Origin of the sequence: Achromobacter marplatensis, assembly GCF_049060505.1 — a bacterium.
In the GTDB taxonomy this organism is placed as follows: domain Bacteria; phylum Pseudomonadota; class Gammaproteobacteria; order Burkholderiales; family Burkholderiaceae_B; genus Achromobacter; species Achromobacter marplatensis_A.
Genome location: NZ_JBMGRB010000014.1, coordinates 52,992 through 73,526 on the forward strand (window position 1 = coordinate 52,992; position 20,535 = coordinate 73,526).

Here is a 20,535-nt window from a genome sequence, read left to right on the forward strand (position 1 = left end):
GGCGAGCAGTATGCGTAGGGCGTCGTCGAATTTTCATGAAATGCGGCGTACCCCTGCTTGCCGGAACTCGAGACGATTCTAGGGATCCGCGCCGCCAAAACTATGAAGTCGCGTGCAAGCCTCGTTAACCTATGTCCCTGATTTGTGAAACCTCGTAAAGCAGGGGCGGTTCGGACGCCGGTAAAATGCGCCGGCTTTGTTGTTTTCACAGGTTGTCATGCAATACCGAGTCCGCCCTATGCTGGCCAGCGACGTGGACGGCATTTTGGATGCCCAGACCCTGGCCTACCCCGGCTTTCTGCTTGAAAGCGCCGCTTTCTTCCTCAATCGCCTGACGCTTGCGCCTGCCTATTGCTGGGTGGCGCGCGCGGTCGTCGACGACGCCTTGCTGGGCTATCTGGTCTCGTATCCCTGGGATGACGGTCTGCCTCCCGCGTTGGACGTGACGCTGGCCGCGCTGCCGCCCCAGGCCGACCACTGGTTCCTGCATGACTGCGCCGTGGTGCCGTCGGCGCAAGGGCTGCGCGTGGGCCAGACGCTGCTTCGCGCGGCGGCCAGCCAGGCGATGGACAGCGGGATGCGGCGCGCCAGCCTCGTGTCGCTGGAATCCGCCGTGGGCTATTGGCGGCGTCACGGCTATCAGCCGGTGTGCGGTGAAGGCCGCTCGCTGCCTGCCGGACTGGCCGAAAAGCTGGCCGGATACGGTCCGCATGCCAGTTACATGTCGCGCGCGTTTCCGCTTTAGGCGGCGCTTGCACCCGGCCTCCTGACGGGGCCACGCGCGTTGCCGCGCCCATATACATCGCTGCGATCACGGCCGTAATATAGGGCCACAGTCTGGACGATGTGGCGGCAACGGTTCCCATGCTTTGCATTGCTGCGCCCACCGGGGCGCGAAGGCCCATATGATTTCGCTTTCGCCCGTTCAATCCCTGCTTGCCTGCTGCCTGGTGCTGGTCATCGGCCGGGTGCTGACCTCGCGCATCGGCATCCTGTCGCGCTACAGCATCCCCGACCCGATCGTGGGCGGCCTGCTGTTCGCCGTGCTGGCCTACTTGCTGTCGACGTGGGGCGGCGTGTCGATCTCGATGGAAACCAGCATCAAGCCCACCTTGCTGCTGCTGTTCTTCGGCTGCATCGGACTGACCGCGAACCTGAAGCTGCTGGCCAAGGGCGGCCCGCGGCTGATCGCCTTTCTGCTGGCGCTGATTCCCTTCCTGGTCTTGCAGAACGCCGTGGGCCTGGGCATGGCCTGGCTGCTGGACATGCATCCGCTGATGGGTCTGCTGGGCGGCACCATCACCCTGGTGGGCGGCCACGGCACGGGCGCGGCCTATGCCACGCGCTTCGCCGACTTCAACAACATCCAGGACGTTATGGCGCTGGCGATGACCTCGGCCACGTTGGGCCTGGTGCTGGGCGGCGTGGTGGGCGGCCCGGTGGCGGAATGGATCATGCGGCGGCACAAGCTGGCCGGCAGCCTGGACCATCCGGCGCAGACGGGGCACGCCGCGCCGGACTTGGCCGAAGATGCCGCGCCCGCCACGGCCGGCTCGTTCATCGTGTCGCTGACCGCCGCCTTCGTTTGCCTGGTGGTCGGCGGCTACCTGGCGATGCTGGTGGAAGGCGCCCCGGTCAGCCTGCCCAACTTCTTGTGGTGCCTGGCGACCGGCGTGCTGATCCGCAACGTCGGCGTGCACCTGGGCCTGAAGCTGGACGACCGCGCCACCGAAATCATCGGCACGATCTCCCTGTCGCTATTCCTGGGCATGACCATGATGACGCTGGACTTGTCCAGCGTGGCGCGACTGGCCGGCCCGCTGGCCTTGATGCTGGTGGTGCAGACGCTGTTCTGCGCGTTGTATGCCGCCTGGGTAGTGTTCCGGATGCTCAAGAGCGATTACGAGGCCGCCATCATGTCGGCCGCTTTCTGCGGATTCGGGCTGGGCGCCACGGCCACCGCCATCGCCAACATGCAGGCCCTGACGCGCCGCCACGGGCCCGCGCCGGAAGCCTTCATCGTGGTGCCGGTGACGGGCGCGTTCCTGGTCGACATCCTGAACGTGATCGTGCTGACGTCCTTGATTTCGCTGCCGTTCGTGGGAGGGATGTAAGCATGAACCTGTCCATCCTCAAGCGTATTGCCCTGATCGGGCTGTGCCTGGTCCTGGCGGCCTGCGGCCGCGCGCCCGATACCGACGCCCTGCGCGCCGACGTCGAACGCGGCCTGAACGCCACCTATGGCCAAGGCGTGTTCCGCATCGCCGAACTCACGCGCATGGGATCGGCCGCGGACAGCAGCGCGCCCCCCGGCGAAACCCGCCGCGTGGTCTATTACGACGTCGAACTGGATCTGGGCCGCGACATCGCGCTAGGCGCCTGGGACCAGCCGGGCGCGGCGTCGCTGGTGACGCTGCTGGGCGCGGGCCCGCGCAGCATCAGCGGCGTGAAGTCAGGCGGCAACCAGGCTGGCGACCGCATCGTCGCCCACGCCAGCGCCATCTATCGCCAGGAAGGCGACGCCTGGAAACTCGTTACGCCAGCGGGTTTCAAAGCCGCCGAAGCGCCGTCGCTGGATACGGGCGCCCCGCCGCCCGTCACGCAGCAGCTGCTGGACACGCTGGATCAGATCACCCACTCCGTCGCCTACAGCGCATCCAGCACGGCGCAGCATGTCGTGCAGCAAGAGCTGGAGCGCTCGGTGTCCCGCATCAACGGCCGGCTGGCGCGAATGCAGCGGGGCTACCCGCTGGCTGGCGGCCCCGACCGCGGCGAGTACGTGGCCTTTGCCCGCGCGCTGGCCGCCGTGGGGCGTGCCCGGCAGATCCGCGTGACGCCGCTGATCACCGGTGGCGGCGCCGAGAACATCGCACTGCTGCGCAACGGCGACGCCGTCGTCGGCCTGGCGCAAGCCGACACCGCCCGCCTGGCGTATGAGGGCCGCGGCCCCTTTGCGGCGCAAGGCCCCTTCGTGGGGCTACGTGCGCTGGGCAGCCTGTATCCCGAACTGGTCCACATCGTGGTCCGCGACGACCCGGCGCTGCGCGGGGTGCGCGACCTGAAGGGCAAGACGATCGCGCTGGGGCCTGAAGGCTCCGCGGTGCGCGCCACGCTGGAGGCCGTGCTGGCAGCCCACGGCTTGCAGGCCGGCCGCGACTACAAGGTGGCGGACACGCCCTTTGCCGCGTCGCTGCCCGCCCTGAACGCGGGCACGGTGGATGCCGCCGCCCAGGTGATCGGCGTGCCCGCCACCCCGCTGCGCGATGCCCTCACCCAGGCCCAACTGAAGCTGCTGCCGCTGGACCCGGCCGCCATCAAGACGCTGGCGGCCCCGGAGAGCGGGTTGATACCGCTGGAAATCGCGGCGGGCACCTACCCCAACCAGTCGGCGCCGATCCCGACCATCGGTACGGCCGCCCTGCTACTCACCACCGCCGACCTGACCCGCGACGAAGCGCTGGTAGTCGTGCGCGCCGTTTACCAGACGGGCCAGGACCTGCTGGCCGCGGGTTCACCCCAAGGCGCGCAGGTATCGGTGGCCAATGCCCGGCGCGGCCTGACCGTGCCGCTGCACGACGGCGCCGAAGAAGGATTGGCGCTGCTGGAGCACGCCAAACCGCGTTAACGCCGGTTGCGCTTATGATTGCGCTCCTAATCAGGAATTTCCATGAATAAATTCGATCTTCAAAAGAACCAGGCCCTGAAGTTGGCCGGCCAACTCAAGCAGTCCACCACCCCCGACCGCTTCGGCGTGGCCTCGCAGGCGCCCGACCGCCGCGAACAGCGCAAGCTGGATCAGGCCGCCGGCCTGGTGCCGTTTCCGCTGAAGCTTTCGCAGGCGCATGCCGACAAGCTGCGCGCCCTGGCGGCCGAACGCGGCGTGTCGACCAACGACATCGTGGCCGACGTGCTGCAGAAAGCGCTGGGCGAATAAACGCCGATGCATATCTGGGTCGATGCGGACGCGTGTCCCGTGGTCATCAAAGACATTCTGTTCCGCGCCGCGCAGCGTTGGCAGGTGCCGCTGACCCTGGTGGCCAACCAGCCCCTTGCCACCCCGCCCTCGCCGCTGATCCGAGCCGTGCAGGTACCTCGCGGCTTCGACGTGGCGGATGCGCACATCGTCGAGCGCGCGGAACCGGGCGATCTCGTCATCACCGCGGATATCCCGCTGGCCGCCGAAGTGCTGGAAAAAGGCGCCATGGCGCTAAATCCGCGCGGCGAACGCTATTCGCCGGAGACCATCCGGGAACGGCTGACGGTGCGTGACATGATGGAAGAATTGCGCGCAAGCGGCGTGGATACGGGCGGCCCGCCGTCGTTCAGTCAGGCCGACCGCAAAGCCTTCGCCAACCAGCTGGACTCGCTGCTGGCCCGCATCGCTCGCCAGCAGGCGCCGAAAAGCTAAGGCACCTTGCCGCGCGGACCACGGCCACGTCAATAGAACGTGATGTAGGCCTTGTACAGGATGGAGCCAATCGCCGTGATCAGGCCCAGGCCCATCAATCCCATCCCGACGTTGCGATCGCGAAGCCCGAAACCGACCAGCATCAGCGCCACGCCCGTGACGATGATGATCAACATGGTATTAGTGCTGGCATGCATGGACGTCTCCTGTTCGCGTAGGCGAGCCCGGGAGATTTCCTCGTGGCGTTCGCCGCACAACAATCATAGACATGCAAAGACCCGACGGGGCGCAAGCGCCAAAGGCACGGTTGCGTTCGGTCAAGCGCCCGATCAATAGAGTAGTCCGTTTCCTGCCGCAGAAAACAAAAAAGCCAACCGGTAAAGGTTGGCTTGTTTGCTTTGCACCCGGCAAAGCACCTTGCGATGCGGTTTGCTGTGCGACTTGCTATGCCACTTGTAGACAGTTCCGGCTTGTTGGATATTGGGCCTGCGCTGCCTTCCAAGGGTCTTTGGTGGGTGGTACAAGTTTCGAACTTGTGACCCCTGCCGTGTGAAGGCAGTGCTCTACCACTGAGCTAACCACCCTGAAAGAGGCGAAATAATAGCATGTTTTTTAAAACGTGCGCAAGTCGCCTTGGGAAATTAATTACGCTGCCGCGACCGGCGCGTCCAGCTTGCGCCACACGCACTCGCCGCCCACGGACTTGTCCAGCGCGGCCAGGTAGGTTTCGTGCTCGGCCAGTTCGTCATCGCTGGCCTTCACGACCACCAGGCCCGACGCGTCGAACTTGGCCAGCACGATGCCGTCGCTGCCGGCGCCGTCGTTGTCGTCCACATCGATCAGCAGCGCGTCCTGCCCGCGCGTCATGGCCAGCCAGACTTCCGCCAGCAATTGCGAGTCAAGCAACGCGCCGTGCAACGTCCGGTGCGCGTTGGAAATGCCGAAGCGGTCGCACAGGGCGTCCAGCGAATTGCGCTTGCCGGGAAACAGCGACCGGGCATGCAGCAGAGAATCGGTGACCGTCTCGCAGTAATCGGTGATCGGGCCGCGGCCCGTCTTCGCCAACTCGGCGTTGAAGAACTTCACGTCGAACGCGGCGTTGTGCGCGATCAGTTCCGCGCCCTGGATGAATTTGACGAATTCGTCCGCCACGTCGGCAAAGCGCGGCTTGTCGGACAGGAATTCCGTCGTCAAGCCGTGTACCGCCAAGGCCTCGGGATCGCTGTCGCGATCCGGATTCAGATAGATGTGCAGGTTGTTGCCGGTGGACATCCGGTTGACCATTTCCACGCAACCGATTTCAACGATGCGGTGGCCCTGGGCGGGGTCCAGTCCGGTGGTTTCCGTGTCAAAGATGATCTGGCGCATGACTTATTCCGACGCTGCATTGGCCGATGCCGGCGGCGTCTGGGCGCCCGGCGGTTGGGCCGGGGGATGCTCTGCGCTGCCGGCATGGCCGGGTTTCTGGCGTGCGGTGGCAATCAGCGTGTACGCCACCGGCACGACGAACAAGGTCAGTAGTGTACCCAGCATCAGCCCGCCCACCAGTACCCAGCCGATCTGCTGGCGCGATTCCGCCCCCGCGCCCGTGGACAGGGCCAGCGGCACCGTGCCCAACACCATGGCGCCGGTCGTCATCAAGATGGGGCGCAGCCGCAGCACGCTGGCCTCGGTGACGGCGGCGAACAGCTCGCGGCCTTCGTCGCGCAGCTGGTTGGTGAACTCCACGATCAGGATGCCGTGCTTGGTGATCAGGCCCACCAACGTGATGAGGCCGATCTGGCTGTAGATGGACAGCGTGCCACCCGTCAACCACAAGGCCAGCAGTGCGCCCGTCATGGACAGCGGCACCGACAGCATGATGATGAAGGGGTTGCGCCAGCTTTCGAATTGCGCGGCCAGCACCAGGTAGATGAAGGCAAGCGCCATGGCGAAGACCAGGTAGATGCTGCCCGACGAATCGCGGAATTCGCGCGACTGGCCGTCCAGGTCGGTCACGATGGTGTTGGGCAGCACGTCGCGCGCAACCTGGTGCATGTGGGTCAGGACTTCGCCCAGGGCATAGCCCGGCGCAACGGCCGCGTCGATTTTCACGGCGCGCAGGCGGTTGAAGTGGTTCAGCGACTGCGGCGACACGCCTTCGTGCACGCCCAGCAGGTTATCCAGCTGCACCATGCTGCCGTCGCGCGCCCGCACGTAGATGCCCGAGATGTCGGTGGGGTTGGCGCGGTCGCGCGGCGTTACCTGGACGATCACGTCGTATTGCTCGCCTTCGTCTTTGTAGCGGGTGACCTGGCGGCCGCCCAGCATCGATTCCAGCGTGCGGCCCACGGTGTCCACGTTGGCGCCAACATCGGCCATTTTGTCGCGGTCCACGCGGACCCGCAGTTCGGGGGTGTTCAGACGCAGGTCGGTGTCCAGATTGAGCAGGCCGGGGTACTTGCGCAGCTCGGTCAGGAACACGTCCGTCAAGCGGGCCAGTTCCTCGTAGGAGGCCTGGCTCATGATGATGAATTCCACCGGCTTGGAGCGCGCCGACTGGCCCAGCGACGGCGGGTTGGTCGGGAAGGCGCGCACGCCGGGCAGCGACGAGAACTGCGGCTGCAATTGCTGGGTGATGGCCTGCTGCTTGCGGTCACGCGCTTCCCACGGCTTCAAGCGCAGGATGGCGGTACCGTCGGTCACGGTCGGAAAGCCCACGGTGACCTGGCTGCCGCTGGCTTCGGGGATCTGGGAATAAAACTTCTCGATGCCCAGCATGCTGTCCAGCGTGTAGTTCAGCGTGGCGCCTTCCGGAGAACTGACGATGCCGAACACCACGCCGCGGTCTTCGATGGGCGCCAGTTCGCTTTTGACCACCTTGAACAGGACGCCGCTGCCGGCCGCCACCGCCACCCCGATCACGACGACCAGCCAGCGGTGGCGCAACGACGCGCCCAGCAGGCGGCGGTAGCCGTTGCTCATGCCGTTCAGCCAGCCTTCGATCAGGTTGTACCAGCGGCTGTGGCCGCTTTGGTGGCGCAACAGCACCGAGCACATCATGGGCGTCAGCGTCAGCGCCACAAAGCCCGACACCAGCACGGCGCCGGCCAAAGCCAGCGCGAATTCGATGAACAGCCGGCCAGTCCGTCCCGTGGCGAACGCCAACGGCGCGTACACGGTGACCAGCGTCATGGTCATGGCGACCACCGCGAACCCGATTTCCTTCGAGCCGCGCAGCGCGGCTTCCTTGCGCGGCATGCCTTCTTCGATATGGCGGTAGATGTTCTCGAGCACCACGATGGCGTCATCCACCACCAGGCCGATGGCCAGCACCATCGCCAGCAAGGTCAGCGTGTTGATCGAAAAGCCAAAGAAGTACATCAGCGCGCAGGCGCCCACCAGCGACACCGGGATCGTGACGATGGGGATGATGCTGGCGCGCAGATTGCGCAGGAAGAAGAAAATCACCAGCACCACCAGAACGATGGCTTCGCCGATGGTGTGGAAGACGGAATCGATGGAGCGTTCGATGAACACCGACGAGTCGTAGGCGATGTTCAGCTTCATGCCCGCGGGCAGCGTCTCGTTCAGGCGGTCGACTTCCAGGCGCGCCGCCTTGGACAATTCAAGCGGGTTGGCGGTGGATTGCCGCGTCACGCCGATGTTGATCGCGGGCTTGCCGTTAAAGCGCGACAGCACGCGGTCGCTGGCCGCCGCGATTTCGACCTTGGATACGTCGCGCAAACGGACGGGATAGCCCTTCACGTTGGCCACGATCACGTCTTCGAACTGCGCGGGCGTCTGCAGGTCAGTGGACGAGACTACCGAAAACTCGCGCGCGCGCGACTCGATCCGGCCGGCCGGGATCTCTACGTTCTGGCTGCGCAAGGCGGCTTCGACGTCCTGCACGGCCAGGCCGTAGGCCGCCAGTTTGTCGCGGTCGACGTAGATGCGCATGGACGGCAGGCGCTCGCCGAACACGCGGACTTCGGCCGCGCCAGGCAGCACGGACAGCCGGGTCTTGATATAGCGGTTGATGTAGTCGGACGTCTGGATCGCCGAGTACGTGCCGGACTCCACCGCGATATAGATGATGGGCTGGGAGTCGGCCTCGACCTTGCCGATGATGGGTTCGTCGATCTCGTCGGGCAAGAAGCGCCGGGCGCGCGACACCTTGTCGCGCACTTCGGCCGCGGCGGCGTCCGGGTCGCGCGAAAGGTTGAATTTGATGTTGATCAGACTGCGTTCGGAGCGGCTGCGCGAGGTCATCACGTCCACGCCTTCGATGCCGGCCAACTGGTCTTCCAGCGGCTTGGTCACCTGCGATTCGATCACCTCGGGCGAGGCGCCCTTGTAGGTCGTGTCCACCGACACGATCGGCTCATCGATCTTGGGATATTCGCGCACGGTCAGGCGCGAATAGGAAATCAAGCCGATCAGCACGATGATCAGCGACAGGACCGACGCGAACACCGGCCGCTTGATGCAGGTTTCCGAGATACGCATAGCGCTATCGCCAAGAAAGAAGAAGAGCCGGCGTCACGAGCCGCCGCCGACGACGTTCACGGCGGCGCCGTCCGTCACGCGCTGCATGCCCGCCACCACCAGCTTGTCGCCCGCCGCCACGCCCGTCAGGATCTCGACACGGCCTTCGCGGCGCTCACCGATCGTGACCTCGCGCCGCTCCGCGCGGCCGTCCTTGATGCGGTAAACGTACTGCGTTTCGCCCGAAGGAGACAACGCCGCCTCGGGCACGACCAGCGCTTTGTCCTGATTGAACAGCAGTTGCACGCGGGCGAACATGCCCGGGCGCAGCACCGCGTCCTTGTTGGCAACGGTGGCGCGCAGCAGAATGGACCGGCCGCCCGCATCGATCAGCGGGCTGACGGCGTAGACCAGCCCCTGGCGCTCCTGGCCGGGCAGCGCGTCCAGGCGCAGCGTCAGCTGCTGACCGACGCCGACCTTGCTGAGATACATCTCCGGCACGCGAAAATCCACTTTCAAGGGGTCGATGGCCTCAAGCGGCGCCAGGTCTTGCCCCTGGTTGACGTAATCGCCCACGGACACGCTGCGCAACCCCACGATGCCGCCGAAAGGGGCCAGAATCGTCATCTTGTCCAGGCGGGCCTGCGCCAGGGCCACCGCCGCTTCCTGGACCTTCAGCGTGCTGGCGGATTCATCGCGGGCCTGCTGGCTGACGAAGCCCTTGCCCTGCAACTCCACCGCGCGGCGGTAGTGGCTTTGGGCCAAGGTCAGGTTGGCGCGAGCCTGCGCCAGTTCGGCGCGCGGCACGGAATCGTCCAGCCGGACCAGCGTCTGGCCACGCGCGACCGGCTGGCCTTCTTTGAATTCGATGGTCTGGATGCGCCCGGCCACTTCGGGCCGCAGCACCACGGACTCGTCGGAACGCAGGCTGCCCACGGCGGACAAGCCGCGCGCGAACGGAATTTCCTGGACGGCCGCCACCTCGACGCGCACGGGGCTGGCCGGCGCCACTTTCGGCGGACTAACGGTCTGGCTGGTGGTGACCCCGGGCGCGAGCCAGCGCGGCACAAAAACGCCAAGTGCGGCCCCCGCGGCCAACCCGGCCGCGACGGCGGCCAGCAGTACAGCTTTTTTCATGCGCGAATGTGGCGGTGGTGCGGCGCGGGCCGTTTTCCCCACATGGCCGATGCCGCAGGAACTGGAATGGGGATGGCACTGTAGCACCCGAATTTACATACTGGAACAATCCAGAAGCCGGATGAAAGAACTAAATCCGCCCCAAAAGGCGGAATTCAGGGTATATCCCGATGCCGTCAGCCGCGCTTGGCCGCTTCCACGCCCATATTGGCCAGTTGGTCGGCCCGTTCGTTGCCGGGGTCGCCGGCGTGCCCGCGGACCCAGCGCCAGGACACTTGATGGCGCTGGACTTGTTCGTCAAGGGCCTGCCACAGTTCGACGTTCTTGACGGGCTTTTTGTCGGCGGTCATCCAGCCGCGGCGCTTCCAGTTCGCCAGCCATTCGGTCATGCCCTTCATCACGTACTGCGAGTCCGTGTGAATGGTGACGACGCAGGCGCGCTTAAGCGCGCGCAGGCCTTCAATGACCGCCAGCAGCTCCATGCGGTTGTTGGTGGTCTGGAGTTCGCCACCGTGCAGGGTTTTCTCGTGGCCGCCGGCGCGCATCAGCACCCCCCAGCCGCCCGGACCCGGATTGCCCTTGCAAGCGCCGTCGGTCCACATTTCCACTTTCTGATCGTTCGGTTTGTTGTCCTGCATGGTGCTGCTTGGTAATCCTTGTTCGTGCAAAGTGAGTGCCGGGCCCGGCCCGTTCAAGACCGATCGAAACCATCGTCGGCCTGGCGGTTGACCACGACCGACGCGGCGCGCGCCCGTTTGGGCTTGGTTTTCCAGGCGGGCCCGATGATACGCATGCCGGCCACGCGCTTGACGGCCGACACCATGTAGACCGCCCCGCCCACGCTCCACCAGCGGGCGCCAGCCGATTCCAGGAACCCCCAGCGCTGCAGCCATTTCTCGCTGCGGCAGGCGGGTGCGTAGCAGCCGAACTGGCTGCTCTGGAGTTCCAGCGACAGCAGCTTGAACCAGTCTTTCAGACGCGGCACCGACACCTGGGATGACGGCGGCTGCGGCAGCCACGGCTCCATGCCGGGCATGCGCGTGCGCGCCCCCCACATGCTCCAGGGGTTGAAGCCCGAAATCACGACACGCCCTTCCGGGACCAGCACGCGTTCAACCTCGCGCAGGACGTTGTGCGGGTCCGACGTGCACTCGAAGGCATGTGGCAGGATCAGCAGGTCCACGCTCTGGGATTCGAACGGCAGCGCTTCGGGTTCGGCCAGCACCACGCGGGACTGCCACCCGGCGATGCTCTCCGCCGACGGGGTCTCGGTGCCCACGTAGCCCTTGAAGGGCATGCGGTTGGCCCGCAGCAGGTTGATGTCGGCAAGCCCGACCTGCCAGGCGTAATATCCAAACACGTCCGCGACAGCCGCGTCGAACTGGGCCCGTTCCCAGGCCAGCGCGTACTGCCCCGGCGGCGTCTGGAACCATTCGGCCAGTTCTACAATCGGCGGAGTATCTTCTGCCACGTTTCTTTTCCTTCGAATCTCATGCAAGCCTTGACCGCCCCCGCAGGCGGCCGCGAACGCAGTGCCGCGGTCTTGCCTCTACCCGCCTTTACCGACAACTACATCTGGGCCATCGTCCATGGTGAAAACGCCGCCGTGGTGGACCCTGGCGAAGCCGGCCCGGTGTTGCGATGGCTTGAGCAGGAAGGCTTGAAGCTGCGCGCCATTCTACTCACGCACCATCACGGCGACCATGTGGGCGGCGTTCTCGAATTGTCACGCAACGCGGACATTACCGTATACGGTCCGGCGCGGGAACAATTGCCCCGCTGCGACGTTCCCCTGACCGAAGGCGACCGCGTGGCCCTGCCCGAACTGGACCTGGACGTGCGCGTGCTGGATGTGCCCGGCCACACCGCCGGGCACATCGCCTACACGGGCCGGGCGGCCGGAATAGAACCCGTGCTGTTCTGTGGAGACACCCTGTTTGCGGGGGGCTGCGGCCGGCTTTTCGAGGGCACGCCTTCGCAAATGTATGATTCCTTAGGAAAATTTTCTGTTTTACCGGCAGATACACAGGTTTTTTGCGCGCACGAGTACACTCTAGCGAACTTGCGCTGGGCATTGGCTGTGGAACCCGCCAATCGCACCCTGCAACAGTGGTATCAGCGAGCCCAGCAATTACGAGCAGAAGGTCTTCCCACGCTTCCATCGACGATCAGTCAGGAACGCGCGACGAACCCGTTTTTGCGTACGCAGCAAGTCGACGTCATCCGTGCCGCAGCCAGCTGGGCCGGACGCAATCAACCTACGCCGGTAGAGGTCTTTGCCTCCCTGCGTGAATGGAAGAACGATTTCAAGTGACCGCCTGATGAATCTATCCCGACTCCTTCTGCCACTCATGTTGGCAGTCCTCGCCGGTTGCGCAGGAACCAAAGCCCCCGATAGCAAGAACCTCACCACCAATTCCCAAGGGCGCTACATCGCCCGGGACACGTCGCGAACGGTTGACCTGACCAACCCGCCTTCCGACGCCTGGGACCGCATCCGCCGCGGTTTCGCCATCCCCAACCTGAACACCGACCTCTCGCAGCAGTGGACCGACTATTACGCGTCCCACCCCGAGGCCGTGCAGCGCATGGCGGAACGCGCGGGCAAGTACCTGTATTTCATCGTCGACGAAATCAATCGCCGCGGCTTGCCGACCGAACTGGCGCTGCTGCCGTTCGTGGAAAGCGCCTACAACCCGACCGCGCTGTCGCGTTCGCAGGCGTCGGGCCTGTGGCAGTTCGTGCCCGCCACGGGGCAGCACTTCAACCTGAAGCAGGATTGGTGGCGTGATGAACGCCGCGATCCCATCGCCTCGACCAACGCGGCGCTGGACTACCTGGAAAAACTGTTCGAGATGCAGGGCGACTGGTATCTGGCGCTGGCGTCCTACAACTGGGGCGAAGGCTCGGTGCAGCGCGCCATGGCCAAGAATGAAGCGGCCGGCCAGAACACCGACTACCTGTCCTTGAACATGCCGGACGAGACCCGCAACTACGTGCCCAAGTTGCAGGCCATCAAGAACATCATCGCGGACCCGCAGCGCTATGCGGTGGCGTTGCCCCCGGTGGGCAACACCCCCTACTTCGTGACGGTCCAGAAGAACAGCGACATCGACCTGGAAATCGCCGCCAAGCTGGCCGAAATGCCGTTGGACGAATTCAAGGCCCTGAATCCGTCGTTCAACCGCCCGGTCATCCGCGGCGACCACGGCCCGACCCTGCTGCTGCCGGCCGACCGCGTCGAGATCTTCAACGCGAACCTGACCAACTACAAAGGCGACCTGAGCGCCTGGAAGGTCTATCACTCGCGCCGCGGCGAATCCTATGCCTCGATCGCCAAGCGTTTTGGCGTCACGGAAGCCAAGCTGCGCGCCACCAACGACATCGGCTCGCGCCAGAAGTCGGCGTCGGGCCAGGCCTTGCTGGTGCCCGGAGATGCCGGCACCGGCGGCGTGCAACTGGCATCGCTGGCCGCGCCCGTGGGCGCGCTGGATTCGGCCCCGTCCGACAACAAGGCCTCGGCCCCGCGCGGCCGCGCCGCACAGGCGCCGGCAGCCCGCGTGGCCAGCGCCCGCCCGAACGTGCGCACCCATAAGGTCCGCCAAGGCGACACCCTGTTCTCGCTGGCCAAGCAGTACGGCACCTCGATCGACGCGCTGCGCGCGCTGAACAACCTGAAGGGCAGCGCCCTGAAGGTGGGCACGCCGCTGCGCGTGCCGGGCACCAACGCCCGCGGCTGACCCGCCGCCAGACCCGACAGCACGGCGCCCCTCTCGGGCGCCGTTTTTTCAAGTACGCGAAACCGCCAAAATCCTTAAAATAGGCGGTCTTCAGCAGGTAAGAATCAAAGGAAAAAACATGGGCTTTCTCGCCGGCAAGCGCATTCTCGTCACCGGGGTGCTTTCGAACCGATCCATCGCCTACGGCATTGCGCGCGCCTGTCACCGGCAAGGCGCCGAACTGGCGTTCACCTATGTCGGCGACCGTTTCAAAGACCGCGTGAGCGAGTTCGCCGCCGAATTCGGCAGCAAGATCGTGCTGCCTTGCGACGTGGCCGAAGACAGCCAGATCGAAGGCGCCTTCACCGAATTGGCCCAGCACTGGGACGGCCTGGACGGCCTGGTCCATTCCATCGGCTTTGCCCCGCGCGAAGCAATCGCCGGCAACTTCCTGGACGGCCTGTCGCGCGAAGGCTTCCGCATCGCCCACGACATCTCGGCCTACAGCTTCGCCGCCATGGCCAAGGCCGCGCTGCCGCTGATGGAAGGCCGCAACGCGTCGGTGCTGACCCTGACGTACCTGGGCGCCGAACGCGTCGTGCCCAACTACAACACGATGGGCCTGGCCAAGGCCTCGCTGGAAGCCAGCGTGCGCTACCTGGCCACGGCGCTGGGCCCGCGCGGCATCCGCGCCAACGGCATTTCCGCCGGCCCGATCAAGACCCTTGCCGCCAGCGGCATCAAGGACTTCTCGGCCATCCTGAAGTTCGTGGAAGCCCAGGCGCCCCTGCGCCGCAACGTCACCATCGACGATGTGGGCAACGTGGCCGCGTTCATGCTGTCGGATCTGGCTGCCGGCGTCACCGGTGAAATCACGCACGTGGACGCCGGCTTCTCGACCGTCGTGCCGGGCATGGAAGACTGACCTGCCGTGCAAGGCGGGGCAACGCGCCCCGCCCGGCCGGCCGGCCACGATCAGGCCGGCCGCACCACCAGCGTGGACACCTGCACGTCCACCGCCGTCATCAGCTTGTGGATCGGGCACTTCTCGGCCACCGCCAGCAGCTCATCGATCTGGGCGTCGGACAGTTCGCCGTGCAAGGTCAGCTTGGCCGTCAGCCGATAGACGCCTTTGCGTTCCTCGCTGGCGTCCCGCACCACTTCCACCCCTACCGATTCCAGCGGCAGTTCCTTGCGCTGCGCGTAGACCATCAGCGTCATCGCCTTGCAGCCGCCCAGCGCGGTATCGAAATAGTCGTGCGGATCAGGGCCTTCGCCTTGCGGCTGCGGCATCGCCAGCGGCAAATCATGGCTTTCGGCCGTGGCGGTGAACTGCAACGTGTTGGGCGCATTCTGTCGGACGCGGATACTCATTGGGGGTTTCTCCTGGGGAACGGGCGCCCGCCGCGGACGCCCAAGCCACCTTGTAGCATCTGCCGCGATTTGCGCTTACTGACGGAAACCTGAACTTATTGCGCGGCGGCCGGTCGGATATCCCTATCCGCGATTCACGCACAGACAAAAGGGGGCCGCATGAGCGCCAGACAACTTCTTGATCAATTGCTGCAATCGGGCCAAGGCCTGCTTTCCGACGCCACCAACCGCGTGCAAGGCGCTGCGGGCGGTTCGAGCGGAGGCAAGGGTTCGTTCCTGACCGGACTGGGCGGCGGCGCGTTGGGCGCTGGGGCCCTGGGGCTGCTGATGGGCAGCAAGAAAGCCCGCAAGATCGGCGGCAAAGTCGCCATGTACGGCGGCATGGCGGCGTTGGGCGCGCTGGCCTACCGCGCCTATGGCGATTGGCAGCGCAACCAGGCCGGCGGCGCGCCAGCCACGCCGCCGCAGACTCTTGACCGCCTGCCCGCCCCCGAGGCCGAGCAGCACAGCACCGCCGTCCTGACCGCCATGATCGGCGCGGCCAAGTCCGACGGGCACATCGGCCCCGAAGAGCGCACCCTGCTGGAAACCGAATTGGCCAAGCTGTCCTCCGACGCCCAGGACCGCCGCTGGCTGGAAACCGAGCTGTCCCGCCCGCTGGACCCGGCCGCCGTGGCCCAGTCGGCCAAGACGCCGGAAATGGCAGCCGAGATGTACCTGGCCAGCCTGCTCGTCGTGGACGAGGAAAGCTATATGGAGCGCGCGTACCTGGACGAACTCGCGCGCCAGCTCAAGCTGGCACCGGGGCTGAAGGAACAGCTGGAGCAGCACGCCAAGACGGCTGTCGCCTGACCGGCCGGACGCGATGCCGCGGGCAGACGCGTAGGCGGGCAGTCGGCGGGCCGGGTTCTGTACCTTGCCCTTTCCCGCCATCCCACCATATCAATCCGCCCGCAGTCCGATCGATTCCGTCAACGCCGTATAGCGGTCGATGTCGGCATTGATCATCTTCTGAAATTCGCGCGGGGTGCTGCTGGCCGGCGTGAAGCCCTGCTCGCGCAGCGACGCCTGCACTTCCGGACTGCGCACGATCTTCGCCACGGCGGCATTCAGCCTGTCAACCACCGCCGGCGGCGTGGCGGCCGGGGTCAGCAGGCCGTGCCACTGGTCCAGCGCATAGCCGGCGACGCCCTGCTCGGCCACGGTCGGCACGGTGGGCATCAGCGGAGAGCGCGCCGGCGACGTCACGGCTAGCGCGCGCAGCTTGCCCGCGGCGATCAACGGCGCGGCGCTGGAGGCCGTCACGATGCCCATCCGCACCTGCCCTGCCGTGACGTCGGTCAAGGCGGGGCCGCACCCTTTGTACGGCACATGCTGCAACACCGCGCCCGTGGCGCGCGCCAGCATCTCGCCCGCCAGATGCTGCGGCGTGCCATTGCCGCAAGAAGCGAACGGCAGCGGCTTGGACGCCTGCGCCGCGGCCAGCGCTTCATCCAGGGTGCGTAGCGGCGAGGCCGCCGGCACCACGAAAACGGATGGCACGAACGCCACGTTGATGACCGCGGAAAAATCCCGCTTGGGCGCGAAGCCCAAATTCCGGTAGACCCCGGGGTTGATCGCAAACGAGCTGTTCACCATCAACAGTGTGTAGCCGTCGGGCGGCGCTTCCGCGACGATGCGCGCGCCGATGTTGCCGCTGGCGCCGGGGCGATTTTCCACCACCACCGGCTGGCCCAGTTGCGCTTGCAGGCTGGCGCCGATGCGGCGCGCCAGCAGATCCGTGCCGCCGCCTGGCGGAAACGTCACGACGATGGTGATGGGGTGCGCGGGATAGGACGCGTCGCCGGTGGCTTCGCCCGAAGGCGAATTGCCGCAGGCTGCCAGCGATAGCGCGACCAGCGGAAGGAAGGATCGAAGCAGACGTTTCATTGTTGCGGGCCTGTAAGCGCCGCGGCTACGCCTATCGGCGCGCCGTGTCGTAAGAAAGCCGGCGCAGCCGGCGGAAGGACTCAGGCGTCCAGACCGATGTCCAGGACCTTGGCACTATGGGTCAACCAGCCGACGGCGATCTGGTCGACGCCGGTCGCCGCCACCTCGGCAGCCGTCTCGGGCGTGATGCGGCCCGACGCTTCCGTGATGGCGCGGCCTCGCGCCATGGTCACGGCGCGTCGCAGGTCTTCCAGGCTCATGTTGTCCAGCAGTACGACATCTACGCCCAGCGACAGCGCCACTTCCAGCTGCGCCAGCGTGTCCACTTCCAATTCGATCTTCACCATGTGACCGACGCCGGCACGTGCGCGCTGCACGGCCGTGGCCACGTCACCCGCCAGCGCGATGTGGTTGTCCTTGATCAGGACGGCGTCATCCAGGCCAAACCGGTGATTGCTGCCCCCGCCCACGCGCACCGCGTACTTCTGCACCGCGCGCAGGCCCGGCATGGTCTTGCGCGTGCAGGTAACGCGGGCGCCATGCGCCGAGATGGCACGGGCGATGGAGGCGGTGGCCGTGGCCACGCCGCTCAAGTGACACAGGAAGTTCAACGCCACGCGCTCCGCGCTGAGCATGGCGCGAGCGTTACCGCGTATCCGGGCGATCTCCATGCCCGGCTGCAAATCGCTACCGTCGCGCTGGGTGACGGTGAACTCGATGACCGGGTCCATGGCGCGAAACGCCAGGCGGGCCAGGTCCAGGCCGGCCAGCACGCCTTCCTGGCGGGAGACCAGGCGGGTTTCGGCGACCGCGTCCGCCGGCACGATGGCATCGGTGGTGAGGTCGCCGGCGCGGCCCAGGTCTTCCAGCAACGCCGCACGCACCAGCGGGTCCAGCATGACGTCCGGCAAGGAAGGGACAACCAGGCGGGAGGCAGTCACAGGCGCTTCGGGTTTAATGCTCATTTTGAGTATTTATGAGTTAAAAAAAGGCGCGCAGAGATTGCGCACCATTTATGCTAAAGACGAGCATAAGCCTTGTCAAGCGTCAAAGCGTGCGCGACAAGGGCAACTTGCTGCCGGCGATAGCGCGCTCCAGCAGCACATCGCGGCGGAAACGGAACAGCTTGGCCGGGCGCCCCGCCGTGCCGGTCGCCATCTCGCCCGTTTCCTCCACCAGCGCCTGCTGCTCGATCAGGCGGCGAAAATTCTGTTTGTGCAGGCCCCGGCCGGCCAGCGCTTCGACAGCCAGTTGCAACTGCAGCAAGGTGAACTGCGCGGGCATCAATTCGAACACCACGGGGCGGTACTTGATCTTGGCGCGGAGCCGGGCGATGCCGGTGGCCAGAATACGGCGGTGGTCATGCCGCATTGGTTCACCCGGCAGCAGCGCGCGGCCGCCGCCGCGCCGCGCGGCTTCGGGCACCAGCCCCGCTTCGAACAGGAGTTCGTAGCGTTGCAGCACCATGTCTTCGTTCCAGGCGGCGCCTTCCAGCCCGAAGGTAATGGCAGCGCGTTGATGGCGGCGCGCGCGCACGGCGGCATCGGCGCTGTCTTCGCACCAGGCGGCCAACTGCGGCACGATCTGTTCTTCAACCAACGCAGGCGTGCCGGCGCGGCGGTCTTCCCAGGGGAAATAGCGGTACCAGTCCTGCCAACCCACCTGCGCCACGCCGGTCTCGCCGGCCTCGCGGGTCAGGCCCAGATAACTGACCGACATGACCCGTGCGCCGGACTCGTCGGAACGGTCGCCGTCGGCAAAGGTGTAGAGCTGCTCGACATAGCCCAGCGGATGATGCGTCTGCGTTTCCACCCACGCGCGCAAGCCCGCTTGCAGCGACCGGTGAGACAGTTCGAACGGCCCGGCCGGCAACGCCCGCGCATCGTCCGTCGTCAGCACGCGGGGCTCGCCATGAGTCACCGCGACAAGCACGGCGACAAGTTCGGCATGGACGGAGCGTTCGACGGATTCGGTCAAGTTGGGTGTGGTGGCAGCAAGGGAAGGAAAAGGAGCAAACCGCGCGCGGCATCGCCGAACGCGAAGCGCGAACCGAATTATAAGGTTCTGTCCCTGCAACAGCCCCTTGCAAACGTGACAGCGCAATCCGCCGCAGCGCCCACGTGTCGGCCTAAGATTAAAGGCACATCCAGGCGCATCGCCATCCTGGGACGCGCCGCTTACGCGGAGTCACCAACATGTTGAAGACCGCCCCTGATACCGCCACGGAAAAGCCTGCCGCCAGTGAAGAAAAGCCGCAGGCGGCTGATCCCCGCAAGGGCACGGGCATCATGCCCATGCCGGACCAGAGCAAGATGGTCGCCGGCATGCCCCGGCGCGGACGCGCCATCGAAGAACCCGGCGAACCCGGCACCATCACGCCAGAAGACGACGTGCTGGACACCTCTTACGAGAACCGCCAAGGTTGACTGCGACGAGACCGCCAAGGTTGACTGCGTCATGGCCGCGGCTATCCCGACAGCGCCGGTTTTCCGCCTAAGCGGCCGGACTGGCGCCGTCATCCAGCGCGGCGAAATGCTGTTGCAGGATCTCGACGAAGGCCTCGGTCACGTCTGACGGGGCGATCTGCGCCGGACACGCCATGCTGACCTGCACCGGCAAGCGCGGCGTGAACGGCCGGATCGCCAACTGGCTCGAGAACACCCGCGCAATGTAGGCGTTGACCACGCCCACGCCGCTGCCAGCGGCGGCCAGCGCGCAGATCGTCGACGAATAAGTGGTTTCGACCTCGCCCTGCGGCTGCACGGCGCGCGCTTGCATGACCCCGTGCAATTGCTGGTGCACATCGTCGTCGGCGTTCAGCACCAGCAGCCGGCGCGCATTCAGGTCGCCGATGTCGACCGCGTCTTGCAGCGCCAGTTCATGGCCAGGCCGCATGACGCACACCGCAGAACTGCGGTGCAGCCGGCGCAGCGACAGATTCGCGTCGTCCAATTCGGCCGTGGTGATCACGACGTCGTAGGTGCCGTGCAACAGGCCTTCGCGCAGGTACTGGCTGCCGACGGTCTGCATGTTGATGCGCACGTCGGGATAGCGCTGCAGGAAGGACTCCAACACATCGGGCATGACGCCCAGCCCCAGCGCCGGGGTGCACGCCAGCCGCAGCACGCCCGTGCCGCTGCGGCGCATCGCCGCCACGCGGTCTTCGATGCGCTCCAGGCCCGCGAAATGGCGTTTGACGGTATCGAACAAGTCCTTTGCCTCGCGCGTGGGGCGCAGACGCCCCCGCTCCAGATCAAACAGCTTCACGCCGCAGGCTTGCTGGGCCTGGGCCAGCAACCGGCTAATAGAGGGCTGGGTGGTGCGCAGCATCTGGGCGGCGCCCGTGGTGGTGCCGGTGAGCATCACGGCGCGGAAGGCTTCAATCTGGCGGAAGTTCAGGGGCCGGCTCATTGACAATCCATGTATAGCAATTTTGCATAGGCTATGACTAAAAAAGAATTTTTTCAAATACTCAGCCACTCCTACACTCGGTTTTCCAAA

At 65.8% G+C, this 20,535-nt stretch carries 21 protein-coding genes and 1 tRNA gene; 10 read left to right on the forward strand and 12 right to left on the reverse strand.

Annotation, left to right across the window (positions count from 1 at the left end):
* The first annotated feature begins 238 nt into the window (after positions 1-238).
* The 5 genes from ACI0FO_RS27160 (at position 239) to ACI0FO_RS27180 (ending at position 4,408) form a co-directional block, all read left to right on the forward strand.
* Positions 239-745: a GNAT family N-acetyltransferase gene (locus ACI0FO_RS27160; RefSeq protein WP_416031787.1), complete on the forward strand. Its 507-nt coding sequence runs from the start codon at positions 239-241 to the stop codon at positions 743-745.
* Between the two features lie 160 nt (positions 746-905).
* The gene (gltS, locus tag ACI0FO_RS27165) at positions 906-2,114 is read left to right on the forward strand and encodes a sodium/glutamate symporter (RefSeq protein ID WP_416031721.1); all 1,209 of its coding nucleotides are present in this window, start codon (positions 906-908) and stop codon (positions 2,112-2,114) included.
* Positions 2,115-2,116: 2 nt separating this feature from the next.
* On the forward strand, positions 2,117-3,625 hold the full coding sequence (locus ACI0FO_RS27170; protein WP_416031722.1) for a TAXI family TRAP transporter solute-binding subunit: 1,509 nt from the start codon (positions 2,117-2,119) through the stop codon (positions 3,623-3,625).
* Positions 3,626-3,667: 42 nt separating this feature from the next.
* On the forward strand, positions 3,668-3,934 hold the full coding sequence (locus ACI0FO_RS27175; protein WP_416031723.1) for a hypothetical protein: 267 nt from the start codon (positions 3,668-3,670) through the stop codon (positions 3,932-3,934).
* 6 nt (positions 3,935-3,940) lie between these two features.
* Entirely contained in the window at positions 3,941-4,408 is a 468-nt protein-coding gene (locus ACI0FO_RS27180) for a YaiI/YqxD family protein (protein WP_313459647.1), read from the forward strand.
* Between the two features lie 29 nt (positions 4,409-4,437).
* On the opposite strand, the gene ACI0FO_RS27185 is transcribed toward ACI0FO_RS27180, so the two are convergent.
* The 7 genes from ACI0FO_RS27185 to ACI0FO_RS27215 form a co-directional block, all read right to left on the reverse strand.
* Positions 4,438-4,605: a tellurite resistance TerB family protein gene (locus tag ACI0FO_RS27185; protein WP_146121062.1), complete on the reverse strand. Its 168-nt coding sequence runs from the start codon at positions 4,603-4,605 to the stop codon at positions 4,438-4,440.
* A gap of 312 nt (positions 4,606-4,917) precedes the next feature.
* Positions 4,918-4,992, reverse strand: a tRNA-Val gene (locus ACI0FO_RS27190).
* Between the two features lie 61 nt (positions 4,993-5,053).
* On the reverse strand, positions 5,054-5,776 hold the full coding sequence (gene dnaQ, locus ACI0FO_RS27195) for a DNA polymerase III subunit epsilon (RefSeq protein ID WP_416031724.1): 723 nt from the start codon (positions 5,774-5,776) through the stop codon (positions 5,054-5,056).
* Between the two features lie 3 nt (positions 5,777-5,779).
* Positions 5,780-8,896 (reverse strand): efflux RND transporter permease subunit, encoded by a 3,117-nt coding sequence (locus tag ACI0FO_RS27200; protein WP_416031725.1) that lies wholly within the window; start codon positions 8,894-8,896, stop codon positions 5,780-5,782.
* A 33-nt stretch (positions 8,897-8,929) separates the two neighbouring features.
* Positions 8,930-10,012 (reverse strand): efflux RND transporter periplasmic adaptor subunit, encoded by a 1,083-nt coding sequence (locus ACI0FO_RS27205; RefSeq protein WP_416031726.1) that lies wholly within the window; start codon positions 10,010-10,012, stop codon positions 8,930-8,932.
* 176 nt (positions 10,013-10,188) lie between these two features.
* Positions 10,189-10,650 carry a ribonuclease HI gene (gene rnhA / locus ACI0FO_RS27210; RefSeq protein WP_105559279.1) on the reverse strand — a complete coding sequence of 154 codons (462 nt, stop codon included), beginning with the start codon at positions 10,648-10,650 and terminating at the stop codon, positions 10,189-10,191.
* A gap of 53 nt (positions 10,651-10,703) precedes the next feature.
* A complete protein-coding gene (locus ACI0FO_RS27215) occupies positions 10,704-11,483 on the reverse strand; it encodes a class I SAM-dependent methyltransferase (RefSeq protein WP_416031727.1) in 780 nt (259 codons plus the stop codon).
* 21 nt (positions 11,484-11,504) lie between these two features.
* Here ACI0FO_RS27215 and gloB point away from each other — a divergent pair, with 21 nt between their 5' ends.
* The 3 genes from gloB to fabI all read left to right on the forward strand — a co-directional run bounded on the left by gloB (position 11,505) and on the right by fabI (position 14,656).
* Positions 11,505-12,326: a hydroxyacylglutathione hydrolase gene (gene gloB / locus ACI0FO_RS27220; RefSeq protein WP_416031728.1), complete on the forward strand. Its 822-nt coding sequence runs from the start codon at positions 11,505-11,507 to the stop codon at positions 12,324-12,326.
* 7 nt (positions 12,327-12,333) lie between these two features.
* Positions 12,334-13,752: a transglycosylase SLT domain-containing protein gene (locus ACI0FO_RS27225; RefSeq protein ID WP_416031729.1), complete on the forward strand. Its 1,419-nt coding sequence runs from the start codon at positions 12,334-12,336 to the stop codon at positions 13,750-13,752.
* Positions 13,753-13,870: 118 nt separating this feature from the next.
* The gene (gene fabI, locus ACI0FO_RS27230) at positions 13,871-14,656 is read left to right on the forward strand and encodes an enoyl-ACP reductase FabI (protein WP_416031730.1); all 786 of its coding nucleotides are present in this window, start codon (positions 13,871-13,873) and stop codon (positions 14,654-14,656) included.
* 50 nt (positions 14,657-14,706) lie between these two features.
* On the opposite strand, the gene ACI0FO_RS27235 is transcribed toward fabI, so the two are convergent.
* Complete coding sequence (locus ACI0FO_RS27235) at positions 14,707-15,105, reverse strand: OsmC family protein (protein ID WP_332008051.1); 399 nt, start codon at positions 15,103-15,105, stop codon at positions 14,707-14,709.
* Between the two features lie 159 nt (positions 15,106-15,264).
* Here ACI0FO_RS27235 and ACI0FO_RS27240 point away from each other — a divergent pair, with 159 nt between their 5' ends.
* The gene (locus ACI0FO_RS27240) at positions 15,265-15,957 is read left to right on the forward strand and encodes a tellurite resistance TerB family protein (protein ID WP_416031731.1); all 693 of its coding nucleotides are present in this window, start codon (positions 15,265-15,267) and stop codon (positions 15,955-15,957) included.
* A 90-nt stretch (positions 15,958-16,047) separates the two neighbouring features.
* On the opposite strand, the gene ACI0FO_RS27245 is transcribed toward ACI0FO_RS27240, so the two are convergent.
* The 3 genes from ACI0FO_RS27245 to ACI0FO_RS27255 form a co-directional block, all read right to left on the reverse strand.
* Entirely contained in the window at positions 16,048-17,034 is a 987-nt protein-coding gene (locus tag ACI0FO_RS27245) for a tripartite tricarboxylate transporter substrate binding protein (protein ID WP_416031732.1), read from the reverse strand.
* A gap of 80 nt (positions 17,035-17,114) precedes the next feature.
* Complete coding sequence (gene nadC, locus ACI0FO_RS27250) at positions 17,115-17,999, reverse strand: carboxylating nicotinate-nucleotide diphosphorylase (protein WP_416031733.1); 885 nt, start codon at positions 17,997-17,999, stop codon at positions 17,115-17,117.
* Positions 18,000-18,081: 82 nt separating this feature from the next.
* Positions 18,082-19,011 carry an NUDIX hydrolase gene (locus ACI0FO_RS27255; protein ID WP_416031734.1) on the reverse strand — a complete coding sequence of 310 codons (930 nt, stop codon included), beginning with the start codon at positions 19,009-19,011 and terminating at the stop codon, positions 18,082-18,084.
* A 218-nt stretch (positions 19,012-19,229) separates the two neighbouring features.
* Here ACI0FO_RS27255 and ACI0FO_RS27260 point away from each other — a divergent pair, with 218 nt between their 5' ends.
* On the forward strand, positions 19,230-19,460 hold the full coding sequence (locus ACI0FO_RS27260) for a hypothetical protein (RefSeq protein ID WP_416031735.1): 231 nt from the start codon (positions 19,230-19,232) through the stop codon (positions 19,458-19,460).
* Between the two features lie 67 nt (positions 19,461-19,527).
* Here the strand turns inward: ACI0FO_RS27260 and ACI0FO_RS27265 are convergent, their stop codons facing one another.
* Complete coding sequence (locus tag ACI0FO_RS27265) at positions 19,528-20,445, reverse strand: LysR substrate-binding domain-containing protein (RefSeq protein ID WP_416031736.1); 918 nt, start codon at positions 20,443-20,445, stop codon at positions 19,528-19,530.
* Positions 20,446-20,535 lie beyond the last annotated feature (90 nt).

What these genes read in the sequence shown, in the direction of transcription:
- ACI0FO_RS27180 (WP_313459647.1), top strand. Translation starts at nt 3,941, where the DNA reads ATGCATATCTGGGTCGATGCGGACGCGTGTCCCGTGGTCATCAAAGAC.
- ACI0FO_RS27240 (WP_416031731.1), top strand. Translation starts at nt 15,265, where the DNA reads ATGAGCGCCAGACAACTTCTTGATCAATTGCTGCAATCGGGCCAAGGC.
- nadC (WP_416031733.1), bottom strand. Translation starts at nt 17,999, where the DNA reads ATGAGCATTAAACCCGAAGCGCCTGTGACTGCCTCCCGCCTGGTTGTC.
- dnaQ (WP_416031724.1), bottom strand. Translation starts at nt 5,776, where the DNA reads ATGCGCCAGATCATCTTTGACACGGAAACCACCGGACTGGACCCCGCC.
- rnhA (WP_105559279.1), bottom strand. Translation starts at nt 10,650, where the DNA reads ATGCAGGACAACAAACCGAACGATCAGAAAGTGGAAATGTGGACCGAC.
- ACI0FO_RS27175 (WP_416031723.1), top strand. Translation starts at nt 3,668, where the DNA reads ATGAATAAATTCGATCTTCAAAAGAACCAGGCCCTGAAGTTGGCCGGC.
- ACI0FO_RS27185 (WP_146121062.1), bottom strand. Translation starts at nt 4,605, where the DNA reads ATGCATGCCAGCACTAATACCATGTTGATCATCATCGTCACGGGCGTG.
- ACI0FO_RS27260 (WP_416031735.1), top strand. Translation starts at nt 19,230, where the DNA reads ATGTTGAAGACCGCCCCTGATACCGCCACGGAAAAGCCTGCCGCCAGT.
- ACI0FO_RS27170 (WP_416031722.1), top strand. Translation starts at nt 2,117, where the DNA reads ATGAACCTGTCCATCCTCAAGCGTATTGCCCTGATCGGGCTGTGCCTG.
- ACI0FO_RS27245 (WP_416031732.1), bottom strand. Translation starts at nt 17,034, where the DNA reads ATGAAACGTCTGCTTCGATCCTTCCTTCCGCTGGTCGCGCTATCGCTG.
- gloB (WP_416031728.1), top strand. Translation starts at nt 11,505, where the DNA reads ATGCAAGCCTTGACCGCCCCCGCAGGCGGCCGCGAACGCAGTGCCGCG.
- gltS (WP_416031721.1), top strand. Translation starts at nt 906, where the DNA reads ATGATTTCGCTTTCGCCCGTTCAATCCCTGCTTGCCTGCTGCCTGGTG.
- ACI0FO_RS27205 (WP_416031726.1), bottom strand. Translation starts at nt 10,012, where the DNA reads ATGAAAAAAGCTGTACTGCTGGCCGCCGTCGCGGCCGGGTTGGCCGCG.
- ACI0FO_RS27235 (WP_332008051.1), bottom strand. Translation starts at nt 15,105, where the DNA reads ATGAGTATCCGCGTCCGACAGAATGCGCCCAACACGTTGCAGTTCACC.
- ACI0FO_RS27225 (WP_416031729.1), top strand. Translation starts at nt 12,334, where the DNA reads ATGAATCTATCCCGACTCCTTCTGCCACTCATGTTGGCAGTCCTCGCC.
- ACI0FO_RS27160 (WP_416031787.1), top strand. Translation starts at nt 239, where the DNA reads ATGCTGGCCAGCGACGTGGACGGCATTTTGGATGCCCAGACCCTGGCC.
- ACI0FO_RS27200 (WP_416031725.1), bottom strand. Translation starts at nt 8,896, where the DNA reads ATGCGTATCTCGGAAACCTGCATCAAGCGGCCGGTGTTCGCGTCGGTC.
- ACI0FO_RS27265 (WP_416031736.1), bottom strand. Translation starts at nt 20,445, where the DNA reads ATGAGCCGGCCCCTGAACTTCCGCCAGATTGAAGCCTTCCGCGCCGTG.
- fabI (WP_416031730.1), top strand. Translation starts at nt 13,871, where the DNA reads ATGGGCTTTCTCGCCGGCAAGCGCATTCTCGTCACCGGGGTGCTTTCG.